Source organism: Nitrosomonas sp. ANs5 (assembly GCF_050584665.1).
Taxonomy (GTDB): domain Bacteria; phylum Pseudomonadota; class Gammaproteobacteria; order Burkholderiales; family Nitrosomonadaceae; genus Nitrosomonas.
This window is the reverse complement of record NZ_JBEUDO010000007.1, coordinates 41,150-57,829: the sequence shown is the minus strand read 5'-3', so window position 1 is coordinate 57,829 and position 16,680 is coordinate 41,150. Positions and strand designations below refer to the sequence as shown.

At 49.2% G+C, this 16,680-nt stretch carries 14 protein-coding genes; 12 read left to right on the top strand and 2 right to left on the bottom strand.

What is annotated here, in order from left to right; all coding sequences use genetic code 11:
- The 4 genes from ABTW62_RS03190 to ABTW62_RS03175 all read left to right on the top strand — a co-directional run bounded on the left by ABTW62_RS03190 (nucleotide 1) and on the right by ABTW62_RS03175 (nucleotide 3,747).
- Nucleotides 1-651: a phosphatidylserine decarboxylase gene (locus ABTW62_RS03190; RefSeq protein ID WP_430903136.1), complete on the top strand. Its 651-nt coding sequence runs from the start codon at nucleotides 1-3 to the stop codon at nucleotides 649-651.
- Between the two features lie 92 nt (nucleotides 652-743).
- On the top strand, nucleotides 744-1,523 hold the full coding sequence (gene pssA / locus ABTW62_RS03185; RefSeq protein ID WP_430903135.1) for a CDP-diacylglycerol--serine O-phosphatidyltransferase: 780 nt from the start codon (nucleotides 744-746) through the stop codon (nucleotides 1,521-1,523).
- Between the two features lie 230 nt (nucleotides 1,524-1,753).
- Nucleotides 1,754-3,286, top strand: a complete 1,533-nt coding sequence (locus ABTW62_RS03180) for a 2-isopropylmalate synthase (RefSeq protein ID WP_430903134.1) — start codon at nucleotides 1,754-1,756, stop codon at nucleotides 3,284-3,286.
- 2 nt (nucleotides 3,287-3,288) lie between these two features.
- Nucleotides 3,289-3,747 carry a TlpA family protein disulfide reductase gene (locus tag ABTW62_RS03175; protein ID WP_430903133.1) on the top strand — a complete coding sequence of 153 codons (459 nt, stop codon included), beginning with the start codon at nucleotides 3,289-3,291 and terminating at the stop codon, nucleotides 3,745-3,747.
- Nucleotides 3,748-3,852: 105 nt separating this feature from the next.
- Here ABTW62_RS03175 and ABTW62_RS03170 read toward each other — a convergent pair whose 3' ends face one another.
- On the bottom strand, nucleotides 3,853-5,562 hold the full coding sequence (locus ABTW62_RS03170; RefSeq protein ID WP_430903131.1) for a proline--tRNA ligase: 1,710 nt from the start codon (nucleotides 5,560-5,562) through the stop codon (nucleotides 3,853-3,855).
- A gap of 557 nt (nucleotides 5,563-6,119) precedes the next feature.
- Here ABTW62_RS03170 and ABTW62_RS03165 point away from each other — a divergent pair.
- From ABTW62_RS03165 to ABTW62_RS03135, 7 genes are all read left to right on the top strand, one after another.
- Nucleotides 6,120-6,680 (top strand): RNA pyrophosphohydrolase, encoded by a 561-nt coding sequence (locus ABTW62_RS03165; protein ID WP_430903130.1) that lies wholly within the window; start codon nucleotides 6,120-6,122, stop codon nucleotides 6,678-6,680.
- A gap of 250 nt (nucleotides 6,681-6,930) precedes the next feature.
- Nucleotides 6,931-7,926: a cytochrome-c peroxidase gene (locus ABTW62_RS03160; protein ID WP_430903129.1), complete on the top strand. Its 996-nt coding sequence runs from the start codon at nucleotides 6,931-6,933 to the stop codon at nucleotides 7,924-7,926.
- A gap of 472 nt (nucleotides 7,927-8,398) precedes the next feature.
- Nucleotides 8,399-8,869 (top strand): ferritin-like domain-containing protein, encoded by a 471-nt coding sequence (locus tag ABTW62_RS03155; protein WP_430903128.1) that lies wholly within the window; start codon nucleotides 8,399-8,401, stop codon nucleotides 8,867-8,869.
- 44 nt (nucleotides 8,870-8,913) lie between these two features.
- Nucleotides 8,914-10,245: a pyridoxal-dependent decarboxylase gene (locus ABTW62_RS03150; RefSeq protein ID WP_430903127.1), complete on the top strand. Its 1,332-nt coding sequence runs from the start codon at nucleotides 8,914-8,916 to the stop codon at nucleotides 10,243-10,245.
- 164 nt (nucleotides 10,246-10,409) lie between these two features.
- Nucleotides 10,410-10,562, top strand: coding sequence for a hypothetical protein (locus ABTW62_RS03145; protein ID WP_430903126.1), 153 nt, complete (start codon nucleotides 10,410-10,412; stop codon nucleotides 10,560-10,562).
- Between the two features lie 43 nt (nucleotides 10,563-10,605).
- Nucleotides 10,606-13,371: an EAL domain-containing protein gene (locus tag ABTW62_RS03140; protein ID WP_430903125.1), complete on the top strand. Its 2,766-nt coding sequence runs from the start codon at nucleotides 10,606-10,608 to the stop codon at nucleotides 13,369-13,371.
- A 232-nt stretch (nucleotides 13,372-13,603) separates the two neighbouring features.
- A complete protein-coding gene (locus tag ABTW62_RS03135; RefSeq protein ID WP_430903124.1) occupies nucleotides 13,604-14,116 on the top strand; it encodes an aspartate carbamoyltransferase in 513 nt (170 codons plus the stop codon).
- A gap of 64 nt (nucleotides 14,117-14,180) precedes the next feature.
- Here ABTW62_RS03135 and ABTW62_RS03130 read toward each other — a convergent pair whose 3' ends face one another.
- Nucleotides 14,181-14,888: a type 1 glutamine amidotransferase gene (locus ABTW62_RS03130; RefSeq protein ID WP_430903123.1), complete on the bottom strand. Its 708-nt coding sequence runs from the start codon at nucleotides 14,886-14,888 to the stop codon at nucleotides 14,181-14,183.
- Nucleotides 14,889-15,276: 388 nt separating this feature from the next.
- Here ABTW62_RS03130 and ABTW62_RS03125 point away from each other — a divergent pair, with 388 nt between their 5' ends.
- Entirely contained in the window at nucleotides 15,277-16,671 is a 1,395-nt protein-coding gene (locus ABTW62_RS03125) for a DUF2868 domain-containing protein (RefSeq protein WP_430903122.1), read from the top strand.
- The last annotated feature ends 9 nt before the right edge of the window (nucleotides 16,672-16,680 follow it).

The window sequence follows — 16,680 nt, the reverse complement described above, 5'->3', positions numbered from 1 at the left end:
ATGTCGAATACTTATCCTCATCCGATTATTGCACGGGAAGGCTGGCCTTTCATTGCTGGTGCATTTGGGATCGCGCTGCTTGTACAGATTTTTGCAGGTTGGGCATGGTCGCTGCCTATTTGGCTGATTGCCTTTTTCATACTGCAATTTTTTCGAGATCCTGCACGCGTTATTCCAACACTTCCCAATGCGGTATTGGCACCTGCGGATGGACGAATCGTTGCCGTTGAAAAAACTCGAGACCCCTATCTCGATCGCGAGGCATTGAAAATAAGCGTGTTCATGAATGTATTCAACGTACATTCCAATCGCAGTCCGGTCGACGGGAAGGTGTGCGACATATGGTATTTCCCGGGAAGCTTTTTGAATGCCAGCTTGCCCAAGGCTTCTCTGGAAAATGAACGCAATGCACTATGGATCAAAACCGATCGAGGGGAGGATGTCACTTGCGTGCAAATCGCGGGCCTGGTTGCCAAGCGAATCGTATGTCATGTCAGTACAGGTGATCATCTCTCCCGTGGGCAGCGCTTTGGATTCATTCGTTTTGGTTCGCGGGTCGACGTTTATCTGCCTCTGGGTGCCAAAGCCAAGGTTGGGATCGGTGACAAGGTTCTTGCAACGGAAACGATTCTGGCAGAATTGCAAAATTAATGATAGAAGAGCCGTTCATCCTAACGGCTCTTCATTGTTAACTTTTTTCGCTTTGGTTTGGGAGTGTCACTTGTTAACGTTTATTTTCATTTATGCAAGAATCTGATACCGCACAGCAGCTGATTGCAAAGACTCGTCTGAGACGGCGCGGCATCTATTTGCTCCCCAATCTCTTCACGACTGCTGCGCTGTTTGCTGGTTTTTATGCCATCGTGCAAGCAATGAACGGCCACTACGAGCATTCTGCGATTGCTATTTTCGTGGCGATGGTGCTTGATGGACTGGATGGCCGCGTCGCACGCCTGACCCATACCCAAAGCGAGTTCGGAGCGGAGTACGATAGCCTGTCCGATATGGTTTCCTTTGGGGTGGCGCCTGCGCTCGTGATGTACGAGTGGGCGCTCAGGGATTTGGGGAAATTGGGCTGGATTGCTGCATTTATTTACTGCGCCTGTGCCGCGTTGCGATTGGCCCGTTTCAATGCAACCATCGCTGTGGCAGATAAAAGATTCTTTCAGGGCTTGCCCAGCCCGGCTGCCGCGGCACTGATTGCGGGAATGATCTGGGTCGCACTGGAATTCCAAATTGACGGGGCTGATATTCGTTGGCTGGCATTGATCATGACTTTATTTGCCGGACTGACGATGGTGACCAATATTCCTTACTACAGCGGTAAAGAATTCAATCTCCATCGGAAGGTTTCATTTTTTGTTGTACTGCTGCTACTTTTGTTCTTTTTTGTATTGATCCCGAGCCATCCGCCGGTCGTATTGTTCGGACTATTTCTGCTTTATGCTTTGTCTGGCTATGGCATGAAAGTTTGGCGGATGGTGAGAAGCAGGAAACGCAGCGAACCTCCGAAAGATATTTGAATTCTGTAGTTGCGAAATACCGGCAAACGTTTTATATTCAACGGTATGGCAAGTCTTCTTAAAATATCATCGTTCTCCCCTTCACTTGGCTCGATGCTTATGCCGCATTTGGCAAAGCGACTGCTGCGCCTCGGGCGCTAATCACATAAATCCCCCCAGTTTATTTGAAATATTGCCGGCTAGCAGTGTAGCCGTTTGTCCAATTTAAGCTAATAGCAGTGGAGCACAAGATGAAAGAACGTTTGATTATTTTTGATACAACTTTGCGTGACGGTGAGCAAAGCCCTGGCGCATCAATGACCAAGGAAGAAAAGGTACGGATCGCCCGGCAATTGGAGCGCATGGGGGTGGATGTGATTGAGGCAGGTTTTCCAGCGGCTTCAAATGGTGATTTCGAGGCAGTCAAAGCTGTTGCCGATGCCATCCAGGACAGTACTGTATGCGGGCTGGCCCGTGCGATCGAGAATGATATCAACCGTGCTGGTGAAGCATTGCAGGGAACGGAAGATGCGCGCATTCATACTTTCATCGCCACATCGCCCATTCACATGAAGAACAAGTTGCGCATGTCTCCCGATCAAGTGATCGAGCAGGCAGTCAAGGCTGTCAAATGGGCGCGCCAGTACACAGATAACATTGAATTTTCTCCAGAAGATGCGGGAAGGTCCGAGATTGATTTTTTGTGCCGGGTATTGGAAGCTGTCATCGAAGCCGGTGCCAGAACGTTGAATATACCGGATACGGTCGGCTATACGATGCCTGAGCAATTCGGTCAGTTAATCCGTACCTTGCGTGAACGCATTCCCAATTCCGATAAAGCCATTTTTTCGGTACATTGCCATAATGATCTCGGCATGGCTGTCGCCAATTCTCTGGCTGCAGTCTTGAATGGCGCGCGCCAGGTTGAGTGTACAATCAATGGCTTGGGTGAACGGGCTGGTAATGCTGCGCTCGAGGAGATCGTCATGGCGGTGCGTACCCGTCAAGACTACTTCCCCTGTGACACGCGTATCGATACAACGCATATTGTGCCGGCCAGCAAGCTGGTATCGGGCATCACCGGTTTTCCGGTACAACCGAACAAAGCGATTGTCGGTGCCAACGCTTTTGCTCACGAATCCGGGATTCATCAGGATGGCGTACTCAAACACCGTGAAACATACGAAATCATGCGTGCTGAAGATGTCGGCTGGGGAGCGAACAAGCTGTTGCTAGGCAAGCACTCGGGACGGAACGCATTTCGTAGCCGCCTGAAGGAACTCGGCATCGAGCTGGATTCAGAAGAAAGGCTCAACGCAATGTTCATGCGTTTCAAAGACCTGGCAGACAAGAAGCATGAAATCTTTGACGAAGATTTGCATGCGCTGGTCTCGGACGAGGTGCAGGTGCCCGAGGAGCACTATCGATTGCTGTCTCTGGTAGCGCACAGCGAAACAGGTGAGATCCCTTATGCGCGCGTAATTATCGCGGAAGGCAGTACCGAGCTTCAAGCAGAATCAGAGGGTAGTGGACCGGTGGACGCCACTTTCCGTGCAATCGAAAAAATACTCGATAGCAAGGCGGAGCTGCAGCTTTTCTCGGTGAATAACATAACCAGCGGCACCGATGCACAAGGTGAAGTGACTGTCAGGCTGCAGAAAGCAGGGCGAATTGTCAATGGCCACGGAGCGGATACCGATATCGTGGCTGCGTCAGCCAAGGCCTACCTGAGTGCCTGCAACAAATTGCATACCAAACTGGAACGCGCACATCCTCAAGTCTGATCATGAAACAGCTGCTATCGATATTTTTACTGACCATGGCGCTGCTCGCCCCACTCGCTGAAGCCAAGGCATATGGCTTCAGCTTTCAAGACAGTGTTGGCAAAACGCATAATTTGTCAGACTACAAAGGCAAATGGGTATTGATTAATTTCTGGGCGACATGGTGTCCACCTTGCTTAAAAGAAATTCCAGATTTGGCCGCTTTATTCCGGGAAAGAAAAGACATCATGGTTATTGGTATTGCGATGGATTATGAAGATACCCGTGTTGTACAGGCGTTCATGGAAGAATTGGCTATTCCCTATCCGGTTGTGATGGGAAGCAGAGAAATTGCTGCACAGCTTGATGAACTATCAATGCTGCCAAGCAGCTATTTCTTTGATCCGGAGGGCAAGCCTGCCGCCCGTCAAATCGGTGTAATGACGCGCACAGAAATAGAAACATTTATTGACACGTATTAAGGCATAGTCACGCATGGATGCCCGGCTTGGCTGCTGGCTGAAAGCGCTTTCCCATACTGCGCACCAGCCAGCACCATGTCTTTATCGAAAGAAATTAAATCGGGTTTAATGGCCAGCTAACTGCTGTGTGATAAAAGCAATCGATTCTTGTAATGGCAGCATGCGTGGCGCTTCGTCCCTGCGCCCACGGTATTCCACGAGGCCTTCTTTCAGGCCTCTCTCGCCGATCACGAGGCGATGTGGGATGCCGATCAATTCTTGATCTGCGAACATGACACCTGGCCTTTCCTGACGATCATCCAGCAAGACATCAATACCCGTTGCGAGGCAAGCCTGATAAAGTTTGTCTGTTTCTGACTGGATCAAGTCGCTTTTATGATAATTGATCGGAATAATGGAAAGCTGAAAAGGTGCAATCGACAAAGGAAAAATGATGCCTTGCGCATCATGATTTTGCTCGATGGCCGCCGCGACAATCCGTGAAACGCCAATCCCATAACATCCCATTTCCATGACTTTAGTCTGACCGGATTCATCCAGATAAGTCGCCTGCATTTTTTCGGCATACTTGGTGCGTAATTGGAAGATATGCCCGACCTCGATTCCTCGGCAAATTTCCAGGATCCCCTTCCCATCGGGAGAAAGATCTCCAGCCACAACATTGCGTATGTCGAAAACCAGATCAGGGATTGGCAGATCGCGCCCAAAATTAACCTGTGTCAGGTGATAGCCTTCTTCATTAGCGCCACAAATGAAATTGCTCATTTCCAGCACAGCATTGTCCGCAACGATTTTGGTGTTTGCATTTACCGGCCCAAGATAGCCAGGCGGACAAGCTATTTCTGCAATGATCCGCTCTGCGCTAGCCATTTCAAAATCGGCCAGGAATGGAATTTTCCGGACTTTGGTTTCGTTCAGCTGGTGATCGCCGCGCAACAGTAATAAATAAAACTGGTCGTTAGCGGTGACAGCCAGTGTTTTAAGGGTTTGCTCAAGCGGCACAGCCAAAAATTCCGCGACTTCCGGACAGGATCTTTGATCAGGGGTTGCAATCTTTTGCATGGCACCGGACGGCTCCTGGCGAGTGTCGTCGCGTGGCATGGCCGTGGCAAGTTCAATATTGGCAGCATAATCCGAGGTGGGACAGAAAGCAATTGCGTCTTCACCCGACTCGGCCAGCACATGAAATTCATGTGAACTGCTGCCGCCCATGGCGCCCGTATCGGCCGCAACAGCCCGGAAATTCAGGCCAATGCGGCTAAAAATCCGGCTATAGGTGTCATGCATGTGTTGATAAGTCTGCTCCAGGCTGGCTAAATCGACATGAAAGGAATAAGCGTCTTTCATCATAAATTCCCGGGCGCGCATGACACCGAAACGCGGCCGAATCTCATCGCGGAACTTGGTCTGGATTTGATAAAAATTGAGTGGTAATTGCCGATAGCTTTTAATCTCACGGCGCGCAATATCGACAATCACTTCTTCGTGCGTCGGTCCAAAGCAGTAGTCATGTTGGTGCCGATCCTGAATTTTCAGCATCTGCGGACCAAACACTTCCCAGCGCCCGGTTTCTTGCCACAGCTCGGCAGGTTGTATGGCAGGCATCATGAGTTCGAGTGCGCCACTACTGTTCATTTCTTCACGGATGATATGTTCGATTTTACGAAGGATTCTGAGTCCAAGCGGCATCCAAGTGTACAGTCCGCTACCCAGGCGTTTGATGAGCCCGGCACGCAGCATCAGTTTATGGCTGATGAGCTCAGCTTCGGCAGGCGCTTCTTTGAGCGTTGAAAGAAAGAATTGTGAAACACGCATGTTACGATTCCATTATCATAGAAAGTGGAAGGTGATTCTACCTTGAATTTGCATCAGCCTGCGCATATAAAGAATATAGGGGAGGGCAGGGTTCGGCTTGACGTTTGATGGAGAGATAGGGGCTAATAGCGCTTGCTCACCTGTCAAGTAAACTTCATTCCGAACGCAAATGATTAAGATGCATTTTCAACATCGATTGCAATATACAATATTCTAGGAGGCTGTCCGAGAATAGACTGATCTACTGCGGATGAGCCTGATTGGCCGGATTTTACGATCCTTTTCGTTGAATAGAACGACTATTCGCCTCAAATGATCGAAAAATCCAACTCAACCAGCCTCGCCCTCGCTACGATCGCTATTCTCGAATAGCCTCCTAGGGCTTTGCCCTGGCAATGAACGGGGTAATCAGCCATCGAATCTGAAGAGGTTTTTTAAGAAGTTGTGACAAAATATGGCCAAATATGTTATTAAATAGTGGCTACCAATCACGCATAAAATATGAAAAAATTATCTGTTTTAAAATATCGGGTGATTAAAATTGACGGGTGAGTCAAATGATCGACCGTAATGGATACCGGGCCAATGTTGGCATTATTCTCCTGAATTCAAAAAATCAGGTGTTTTGGGGAAAGCGCATCAAGCAGGACTCATGGCAATTTCCGCAGGGGGGAATAAAATCAGGCGAGACGCCTACACAGGCAATGTACCGAGAACTGGCTGAAGAGACTGGTTTGCAGCCTGGGCATGTCGAAATTATTGGACGCACGCGGGAGTGGCTGCGTTACGATGTTCCGGCATGCTGGACACGTCGGGAATGGCGCAAAAATTACAAGGGGCAAAAACAAATTTGGTTTTTACTGCGTCTGCTTGGCCGTGACTGCGATGTATCACTCAGGAACTGCCCCCATCCCGAGTTTGACGCTTGGCGCTGGAATCAGTATTGGGTGGAATTGGGGTCCGTCGTGGAATTCAAACGACAAGTCTACCGGCAAGCTTTGACCGAGCTCTCACGTTTGCTTGATCATGAAGCGGGTCTGGGCTGTGCTGCAGGTTACAGGGAAGATGCCAGGCCAACCCAGATACATCAAACCGGCACTGCTAAAACTCGAAAATAGTTGTTACATACCCAGTTGCTGGGGCCAGTTCCGCCCGTTGGGCGGAAAGATAGATAACCGCCTGGTCAAACATCGGTTCATTGACCGGATGCGATCAAATTCAAGTTTACCGTAATCAAAATGCATGCAACGCAACGGCGGGCTGTCGTTGCCTGAGCGTGCCCATACATGCCTGGTCGATTGACCAGGCTATATAGTTTTCAGGCGTAACCGGCTGCGCCATGACAGCCGACATCTTAAGGAGATTTTAATGATAAAGCGTACATTCGCTATTTCGCTACTATCGTTAAGCACAATACTTGCACCGATTTACGCATCGGCAGCCAATGAGCCCATACAACCGATCAAAGCGGTCACCCCTGAAAATCCTGATGTGGCGGAACTGGGGAAAATGCTTTATTTCGATCCGAGACTATCCAAGTCAGGACTTATTTCTTGCAACTCCTGCCACAATTTAAGCATGGGCGGAACAGACAACATCAAGACTTCCATCGGTCATAAATGGCAGGAGGGCCCAATCAACGCGCCCACAGTTTTGAACTCCGGCATGAATCTGGCGCAATTCTGGGATGGCCGAGCCAAGGATCTCAAAGAACAAGCCGGCGGACCGATCGCCAATCCAGGAGAAATGGCTTCCACCCATGAAATGGCAGAAAAAGTTGTGGCCTCCATACCCCAATACCGCGAACATTTCAAAAAGGCTTTTGGTTCCGATACCGTTAACATCGATCGGATCGCGACCGCCATTGCAGAATTTGAAGAAACTTTGGTCACGCCAAACTCCAGATTCGATCAATGGCTGGAAGGCGACAAGAATGCGTTAAGCGCAGAGGAATTGGAAGGCTATAAATTATTCAAAAGCAGTGGTTGCACCCAGTGCCATAGTGGGCCTGCAGTCGGAGCCAATTCCTTCCAGAAAATGGGAGTTTTCAAACCTTATGAAACCAAAAATCCAGCAGTAGGGCGGATGGATGTGACCGGCAAGGAAGAAGACCGTTTCGTATTCAAAGTGCCGACCTTGCGCAATGTTGAGCTGACCTATCCCTATTTTCATGATGGAGAAGCCGCGACCCTCGAAGAAGCAGTGGATATCATGGGCCAAATCCAGCTGAACCGGGAATTCAAAAAGGATGAAATTGCGAAAATCGTCGCTTTCCTGAAAACGCTGACCGGTGAGCAACCAAAATTTGACTTGCCAATTCTGCCACCTTCCACTAACAACACCCCAAGACCCCAACCGTTTTAAGGGGATGATTGAGAAAAACTCTTGGTCGATCGATCCAGGAAATTTAGACAATTAACTCTCCATGGCCCGGTTTGCAACCAAGCCGGGCCGTTTCTGCCAGAATCTCCAAAAAATTTCACCAAATAATAGCCTATGAGCGCATTAAAAGTCTTGTTGCTCCATGGCCTTTCAGCCGCTGCCATTTTGGCTTTTTTCTGGCTTGATGCAGTTGTGAAGTGCGCTCTATATTCTGGCGCTTCCTGCGATTGATCCCGGTCCGGCACCGGTAGTCAACCTCTACGGCTGCCTTGGTATCAACTGATAGTACTGCGCGCAAAAATCGGCACTATCGCTTGCTTTCGTTTATCAGACTGAACAACAAGCCTTCGGCTAGCTGCTATTATTTATAGCCCCTTGTAATGAAACAGCTGTAGATCAAAGTTGTGCCTTAAACATCACACACACTGCAGCCTATCCACTTGAGGAGTCGAGGATGAACAAACTGACCGAAATCGAAATTCAGGGATTGCACGAGGCGCTCGACGACGAATACCACTCCTGGACAACCTATGACCAGGTGATTGCCGACTTTGGTGAAATATCGCCATTCAGCCATATCCGTGCAGCTGAGGAACGTCACATCGAAGCGCTTGGCAGCTTATTTGCCCGTTACGAATTGCCAGTGCCTGAAAACCCTTGGCCAGGTAAAGTCGCTCGCTATGCCACTTTACAAGAAGCCTGTGAAGCGGCCATGGATGCCGAGATAGCCAACAGCAAAATGTACGACAGGCTGCTCATGACGACGCAGCATCAGGACATTCTCGCGGTGCTGCGCAATCTCCAGGAGGCCTCGCAGCAGCGCCACTTGCCAGCATTCCAGCGTTGCGCGCAACGTGCAGTAAGTGGTCAAGACAGCGGTAGGCACGGAGCAATGCACCGCAAGGGTAAAAAGGGTCAAATATGAATACAATTTGACTGGTTGCTCAATTTATTTATAGGCGTTTGCAAATGTTGACTCGTCGCCGCTTTCTAGCCTCCTCCGGCACCGGTTTGCTGGCCCTCGCTTCTGGTTGCAGGGCACTGCTTCCCGATACCGGCCGATCGCTGAGCCAGGAAGCTGTCTCTTCGCTTGTATTGCCATCCCTTGCGGATCGGATCAGGAATGTGAAGCTGAAGAATTATCTGCTCGGTTATCCCATCAATATGAGTTCACCACCAGCTGGATTTTTTGCCTGGAGAGAGCAATTGAATGATGCCGGGATCGGCGCGATTGCACATAACAATGTCGGCAATCCTTTTGAAAAAAGTACGATTCACTATAATACCCATGATTTTGAACGGGAAATCATCCAGTATTTTGGCGAACGGTTCGCCTTCCCACCACATGATATCTGGGGATTTTTATCGCATAGCGGTACGGACAGCAATATGCATGGCATGTATATGGGGCGAACCATTTTGAAAAGTCGCACGGGGCTGCAACCCAAATCCTATGTCACTCACGAGGCCCATTATTCGGTACATATCCTCGGGGACTTATTAGGGCTGGAAAGCATTTTTGTCGAAACATTGCCTGATGGCGGTATGGATGCCAACGACCTGCGACGAAAATTGACCGAAAACCGCAACCATCCTGCCTTGGTGGTCGCGACCATCGGTACCACATTTAAAGGTGCAATCGATCGTATCGATCAACTTCAGGAAGCACTCGAGGGCTACGCCAGTTTCCTGCATCTAGATGCTGCATTATTTGGCGGTTATCTCCCTTATACGTCGCATAGCCAAGAGATTTCATACCAAATCGGTGATCATCGCAGGGCTGCACGCTATGATTCGATCGCTGTTTCATGCCATAAATTCTTTGGTTTTACTTCACCAGCGGGCCTGTTTGTTACCACAATCAGCCATTTCAACGAGTTTAACGAACAATTCAGCCGCATTCATAATCCCGAATATATCCATCATGTTCCAGGTACGATTACCTGTTCAAGGGATGCAGTCAAGCCTGCGGAATTCTCTTACTACACCACACCGGCTGCTTCGGCCAGACTGACTGAAGACGCACGGATGATGCTGGAAAACACGGAATACTTACAAGCGCAATTGCTGAGTTACTTTCCTCATCTGGAATCAACCCGGGCAAACGCTTTTTCCAACACCCTGTATTTTAGAAAACCAGTCTCGTTTATTGTCGAAAAATACTCATTGGCTACCATGCGATTGGTGATCAATCAGAAGCAGCGCGACTATGCGCATATCGTGGTCATGCCTCACGCACATCGAAATATATTGGATGAGTTTCTGATGGATCTGGAACAAGACCGGACCATCACTACATGACAAAACATTGCCAAAGCAGTGACTGCTAAGGCTAAAGTTATTGTCAGACTGGCCGATGCTATTTTTTCTTTCCACTAAACGGGAGATTTGATGGCACCCTTTTTCGGTTCTCCTTGCTGCCATCCATGGCCTACAATGGCACGCCCGACCTTAATCGATGGCAAATGAGATCGATAAGTGAATGGCTGGATAGGCTCGCCAGCATATTACTGACGATGTTGTTGGTAAAATTGATTCATACCATTTCATTCCCACCCAGGCAAGCCATCAAGCTGACAACCGTCGCGCATGGGAAAAAGCTGGCATATGGAAGCTGACATTGTGCCGACTACCTGCTTCAAAGCAATCAGTAACCTAACTATGATCTCCATCACTGATCTGAATGGGTACATCGTCTTTGTCAACGATCAGCTTTGTCAAATCAGTGGCTATAGCAAGGAGGAACTGATCGGTCGCAGGCATCGTATCCTCAAATCCGGCTCATACCCTGATGAGTTCTTCGAGGAAATGTGGACAACGATACTACGCGGCGATACTTGGCACCGGGAAATCTGCAACCGCCACAAGCATGGCAAGCTATATTGGGTAGATGCCACTGTTGTGCCAATCAAGGACAATAGTGGTCAGATTAGCCACTTTCTGTCGTTTCGCGTCGATATCACTGCTCGCAAGCAAACCGAGATGAGACTGCGTGAACAGTTGAAGGAAAGCGCCTGTCTGCATGAAATTCGCCGTAACCTGGCACGCGATGAGCTATCAATGGATGCGCTGTGTCAGCTGATATTTGGCAGCCTGATCGCAGCAATGCGGTATCCGGACTATGCCGCCGCCATGATCGAACTTGATGATCAACGATTCACTTCTGAGTATTTTGACACAGCTTGTGCACATCGTTTATGCACAAATATCCTGGTAAACGACAAGATCGCAGGGCAGCTACAAGTCTGCTATCCGGAAGACAGGGCTTTTTCACTCCCACAGGAGCAGAATCTAATCAACACTCTTGCGGAGGATCTTGGAAAATGGCTTGAACACAAGCAAACCGAGCGCATGCACAGAGAAAATGAGGACAAATTCCGTTCCATTTTCGAGGGCTCGAATGATGCCATTATGCTACTGACAGAACAAACGTTCTTCGACTGTAACATGCGCGCGCTGGAGATATTTGGACTGGCCAGCAAGCAGGATTTTCTGGTATTGCATCCAGCTCAACTGTCCCCGCCTGTTCAGCCGGATGGGCAGGATTCGCTCACTGCTGCCAATAAAAAAATCATGGCAGCTTTTGAACAAGGGTATGAACGGTTCGATTGGATACACCGCCGCAAAAATGGCGAAGATTTTCCAGCAGAAGTGCTGTTATCGGCCTTTAATTTACATGGGAAAAGAGTCTTGCAGGCGACTGTGCGTGATGTCAGCAAATACAAAAGAACTGAACAGGCGCTATTGGAACATGAGGAAAAATTCCGGGATCTGACCGAAAGCCTCAGCGAAGTGATTTATCGTGCTGATCCGCAAACGCTCTTCGTAACATATGTCAACTCCGTCATAGAAACTCTATTTGGCTATACTGCTCAAGATTGGCTCGGCGAGCCAATACTCTGGGAACGGACAATACATCCTGAGGACCGGCAAAGAGTGATCGAAGCGATTATGGAAGCACAGAGAACGACGACGAATGGGCAAGTCGAATATCGTATCCTGCGCAAAGACCAAACTCAGCGATGGGTGCTCAATCGCTATAGTTGGGAAAAAAATTCACAAGGCGCAGTCGTGTCCTTTAACGGCGTCGTGCATGACATCACTGAAAGCAAGCAGGCCGAAGCGCATATTAACTATTTGGCAACTCATGATGTATTGACTGGCTTGCCCAATCGCTTATTGCTTCTGGATCGCATCTCCCAGGCCCTCGCATTTGATCGCCGCAGCCGGACTCCGGCTGCCGTATTATTCATTGACCTGGATCATTTCAAGGTTATCAATGATTCGCTGGGGCATGATATCGGTGATCTTTTGCTCAAAGAAGTCGCAACCAGACTGCAGTCCTGCATGCGCGAGGAAGATACTGTAGCGCGCCAGGGTGGAGACGAGTTTATCGTATTGCTGCCCAGGATTGCCCACGCCCGGGATGCCGGCATCATTGCAGAGAAAATCTTGAATGTACTGGCATTACCCTATCAGATCAATGGCAAGGAGTTGCATATTGGTGCGAGTATCGGGATTGCATCCTTTCCGGACGATGGTCAAGATATGGCCACATTGTTGAGAAACTGTGACATCGCGATGTATCACGCGAAAGGAACAGGCCGCAACAATTACCAATTCTTTGCTCCCGAAATGAATCGACAGATGGCTGAGAAACATGCGCTTGGAACCGATCTGCGTCATGCATTGGCCTGCAATGCGCTGCGGTTGCATTTCCAGCCTATTATTGAAATCGCCAGCGGCAGACTGACGGGAATAGAGGTATTGCTGCGCTGGCAGCATCCCCGACGAGGATTGATCATGCCAGCCACTTTCATTCCATTGGCGGAAGAGAACGGTTTGATCGTGCCAATAGGGGAATGGGTGATAAGGTCTGCCTGTCAGCAACTCAAGACGTGGCATGAGCAGGGCTATGATGTCCCTTACCTGGCAATCAATCTCTCTGTCAGACAGTTTCGCCATCAATCGTTGGTAGCAGATATCGCGCACATTCTGAACGAAACGGGTGTCGATGCAAGTTGCCTGAAGCTGGAAATTACCGAAAGTATGCTTGTCCAGGATGTCGACAAAGCTATTGGCACACTCAGCGGGTTGACCGAAATGGGCATGGCAATATCAATCGATGATTTTGGTACCGGTTATTCCAGTTTGTCCTATCTCAAGCGTTTTCCAATCAATACATTGAAGATTGATCAGTCGTTTGTGCATGACATTGCCACCGATACCAACGATATGGCAATTGTCACGGCCATCATTGCCATGGCCCATAGCCTGAATATGGAGGTGATCGCAGAAGGTGTCGAAACCGACGTGCAGCTCAGCTTCCTTCGTGAACAAGGGTGTGATTATTACCAAGGATACTATTACAGTGAACCGCTGACAGCAACTGAAGTCGAATGTAAATTACATCCATCCACTGGCTAGGAGGCTGTCCGAGAATAGCGACTGATCTACTGCGGACGAGCCTGATTGGCCGGATTTTACGATCCTTTTCGTTAAATAGAACGACTATTCGCCTTAAATGATCGAAAAATCCAACTCAACCAGCCTCGCCCTCGCTACGATCGCTATTCTCGGACAGCCTCCTAGGCGAAAACAAGATTCTGTCTGTTTTCAAATTGGAATACCAAGCCAATGTTTCTCAGGAGAAGAAAAAATGAAACGATTTGCACTGACCTTGTTGGCCATATTGTTTACTGTAAATTCCGCCCTAGCAGTAGAAAGCGCAACTGAAGAACGACTGGATGAAGTGGCGGAGCGGGGCGTGCATGTGATGCCTTTCGATCTGGAGCGAACATTGCATGTATTCTCAAAAACAGCGCAAGGCGGTGTGCAGCAAGTTATCGCCAAGGATGATGCGGATACCGAACAGATCATGCTGATACGCGAGCATCTGTCACAAATTTCTCAGGCATTCCGTCAAGGAGATTTTTCCGGTCCGGCAAAAATTCATGGCGAGGACATGCCGGGCTTGGCTGAGTTGAGAACAGCACAACCAGGCCAGATTGCCATTCTCTACCAAGAACTCCCCAATGGCGCCGAAATCGACTACGCAACGGAAAACACAGCGCTCATTGAAGCCATCCACAAATGGTTTGACGCTCAATTGAGTGACCATGCCCGCCATGCTGTTCCCGGTCATCCACACCATCTGCATCATGGACATTAACCGATTGAAGTCCAGCGGGACGGGCAGCAAGTTTTTTGATGAACTACCCGATTCGTTATTCGGATCAGTCCTTCAACGCCAGTATCCATCGCTGGTACAGTCGATCCGCCACTGATTGTAATGCTGCCAACCGCTGGGGCAGATTCTTCTGAATTTCATCTCCACTCTGAACAGCGGGGCTATCCTGATTCTGCGCCAGTTCTGCCGCGTTCAATTGGCACCAGGTTTTTACCATTTCTTCCGTCATCTCAACATGACATTGCAGGCCTAAATGGATATCCAGGGCAAATGCCTGGTTGAGGCAGAATGGGCTGGATAGTAAACGTGTCGTACCCGTGGGCAGGCTAAACGTCTCACCATGCCAATGAAATGATTCAAACGCCGTTAAATCACCAAACCAGGCTTGCGCAACGGAATTGTCTGCTACCTTCACCCATCCCCAACCGAGTTCCTTGACGGGATTATTGATGACATTTCCACCCAGCGCGATGGATAATAACTGTCCTCCCAGGCAATGTCCCAGGATAGGAATATCCGCTGCTACCGCCTGCCTGATCAGCATTAGAACCGGACTGATCCAGGGCAGTTGATCATGCACGCTCATGGGACCGCCCATCAATACCAGACCGTTATAACGCTCTAAGCTGATTGGTAGCTGATCACCCTGATCAAGACAGATCATTTGCCAAGGAATGTGATGGTTGTCGAGAAATGTGGCAAAATAGCCCGGCCCCTCGATCGGGAAAAACCTGAGAATCGCAACGGGTTTCATGATGATGGGTCTCCGGCAAGTATATTGATGACACCTAGATGACCCCGAGTTTCCTGGCCGATCGTTAATCCTGGCGCTATCGTTATGAATATTATGTCCTTTATTGGGAAAATCACCGTCACTTGTTTGACGCGCTTACTTCAGCGGGGATTGTATGGTTTTTAGTTGCAACCTGGATAGTTGCATTTTGAAATAAATCCTCCGCCGGTCCACGCCAAGGCGCCTGTTTGTGACTGCGAAACCGTATATATGATGTCATTCAATCAAGGCACCCAAGATTAGCGTATTTTACCGCATCCTTGTTGCGCGACGGGTATGATCGGCGGTCGCGTTGCATCGTCCTGTGACAACCTGGCTTTGACTTCTTCAGATTCTTATATCAACTGTGATGGCAAATAAAAACCATAGCTTTAGCGATCTGGTTCGGCTTGAGCAATTACGGCATATTGAAACCCACCAGGCGCAAGCACTCTCATACGCCAGCATCGCAGATATGGAACCACATGCTGCACCTGGATTCAGCTATACCGTTTTTTTTGAAAAACTATTGAGTCGCGCTCGCCGCCTGATTCAAGACAATGCCTTGAACAACACCTTGCAGCAACCGGAAAAATTATTCCTGCGCGCCGGCCGCGTTGTCCTGCTACTGGCGGCATTGCTGGGTGGGCTGGCAGCGGGCAATGCGGTAGGGGCCTCAGCAACATTAAACATATACTGGTTGCTGGCGGTTTTACTCGGATTTAATTTCTTGTCGATGCTATTGTGGGGAGCGGGCATGTTATTTAATGTCCATGGTCTGAATTCAGGCGTGGCTGCACAATTGGCATGCTGGCTTCCTTCCCGGCTCAAAGACAAGGACAGCGATAAGCTCGGTTCACTGGCTGCACGGGCCTGGTGGGAAACCTGCCTGACAGGGAAAGTTGGCAAATGGCGCATCAGTTTGCTGACCCATCAGTTTTGGTTGGCTTATTTGCTTGCTGGCATGAGTATACTGATTTTACTGATGATGGCAAGACAGTATGATTTCGTGTGGGGCACAACACTTTTGCCGGAAAGCAGTCTGCCTGAATTGACGCGGCTATTGGCCGCTCCGATGGAATATTTCGGTCTGACTCCGCCCGATAGTCAACAGATTGCCGCTAGCCGAGTGGGGGCGGATATGCAGGATGCCTCCACCAGAACTACTTGGGCAAAATTCCTGCTGGCCACGTTGATGCTCTATGGATTATTACCACGGTTGGCATTGACCCTGCTCTCATCTTTCATGTTGAAGCTATCAGAACGCCGCTTCAAGCTGGATTTGTACTTGCCATATTACGTGACGTTGCGGCAGCGGTTGATCGCGAGTGAATTCACCACTAGCGTGATCGATGCGGACCCAGGGATTGCCGTCAATCATGCCGAGCCAGTGCCTGGCAGGAAAAACCGCGATTTGCCGGCTGAGGCAAGCGCAATAGGTATTGAGCTGGATGATCAAATGATTTGGCCGGAGGGTATAAACTGTCAGCAAAATATCATTGATCAGGCAAGCTTTGCCCGGATGATCGATCAAATCAAAGCTACCAAAGGTTCATTATTGATTGGCGTGGCCGCGCATCGATTGCCTGATCGAGGTGTGCAACGCATGATCGCGGAATTGGTGGCTGCTGCTGCAGGTGGCCCAGTCTGGTTGATGCTGTTGCGCAGCCGCACGTCGATTTCGGTTACGGAATCACGCAAATTGGCTTGGTTCAGACTGGCACAAGCCTGCTCGATTCCTGCTGAAAACGTCATTACCCAATAACACTATTCT

Excerpts from the sequence above, each read along its gene's own strand:
- ABTW62_RS03190 (WP_430903136.1), top strand. The coding sequence starts at position 1 with ATGTCGAATACTTATCCTCATCCGATTATTGCACGGGAAGGCTGGCCT.
- pssA (WP_430903135.1), top strand. The coding sequence starts at position 744 with ATGCAAGAATCTGATACCGCACAGCAGCTGATTGCAAAGACTCGTCTG.
- ABTW62_RS03180 (WP_430903134.1), top strand. The coding sequence starts at position 1,754 with ATGAAAGAACGTTTGATTATTTTTGATACAACTTTGCGTGACGGTGAG.
- ABTW62_RS03175 (WP_430903133.1), top strand. The coding sequence starts at position 3,289 with ATGAAACAGCTGCTATCGATATTTTTACTGACCATGGCGCTGCTCGCC.
- ABTW62_RS03170 (WP_430903131.1), bottom strand. The coding sequence starts at position 5,562 with ATGCGTGTTTCACAATTCTTTCTTTCAACGCTCAAAGAAGCGCCTGCC.
- ABTW62_RS03165 (WP_430903130.1), top strand. The coding sequence starts at position 6,120 with ATGATCGACCGTAATGGATACCGGGCCAATGTTGGCATTATTCTCCTG.
- ABTW62_RS03160 (WP_430903129.1), top strand. The coding sequence starts at position 6,931 with ATGATAAAGCGTACATTCGCTATTTCGCTACTATCGTTAAGCACAATA.
- ABTW62_RS03155 (WP_430903128.1), top strand. The coding sequence starts at position 8,399 with ATGAACAAACTGACCGAAATCGAAATTCAGGGATTGCACGAGGCGCTC.
- ABTW62_RS03150 (WP_430903127.1), top strand. The coding sequence starts at position 8,914 with ATGTTGACTCGTCGCCGCTTTCTAGCCTCCTCCGGCACCGGTTTGCTG.
- ABTW62_RS03145 (WP_430903126.1), top strand. The coding sequence starts at position 10,410 with ATGAGATCGATAAGTGAATGGCTGGATAGGCTCGCCAGCATATTACTG.
- ABTW62_RS03140 (WP_430903125.1), top strand. The coding sequence starts at position 10,606 with ATGATCTCCATCACTGATCTGAATGGGTACATCGTCTTTGTCAACGAT.
- ABTW62_RS03135 (WP_430903124.1), top strand. The coding sequence starts at position 13,604 with ATGAAACGATTTGCACTGACCTTGTTGGCCATATTGTTTACTGTAAAT.
- ABTW62_RS03130 (WP_430903123.1), bottom strand. The coding sequence starts at position 14,888 with ATGAAACCCGTTGCGATTCTCAGGTTTTTCCCGATCGAGGGGCCGGGC.
- ABTW62_RS03125 (WP_430903122.1), top strand. The coding sequence starts at position 15,277 with ATGGCAAATAAAAACCATAGCTTTAGCGATCTGGTTCGGCTTGAGCAA.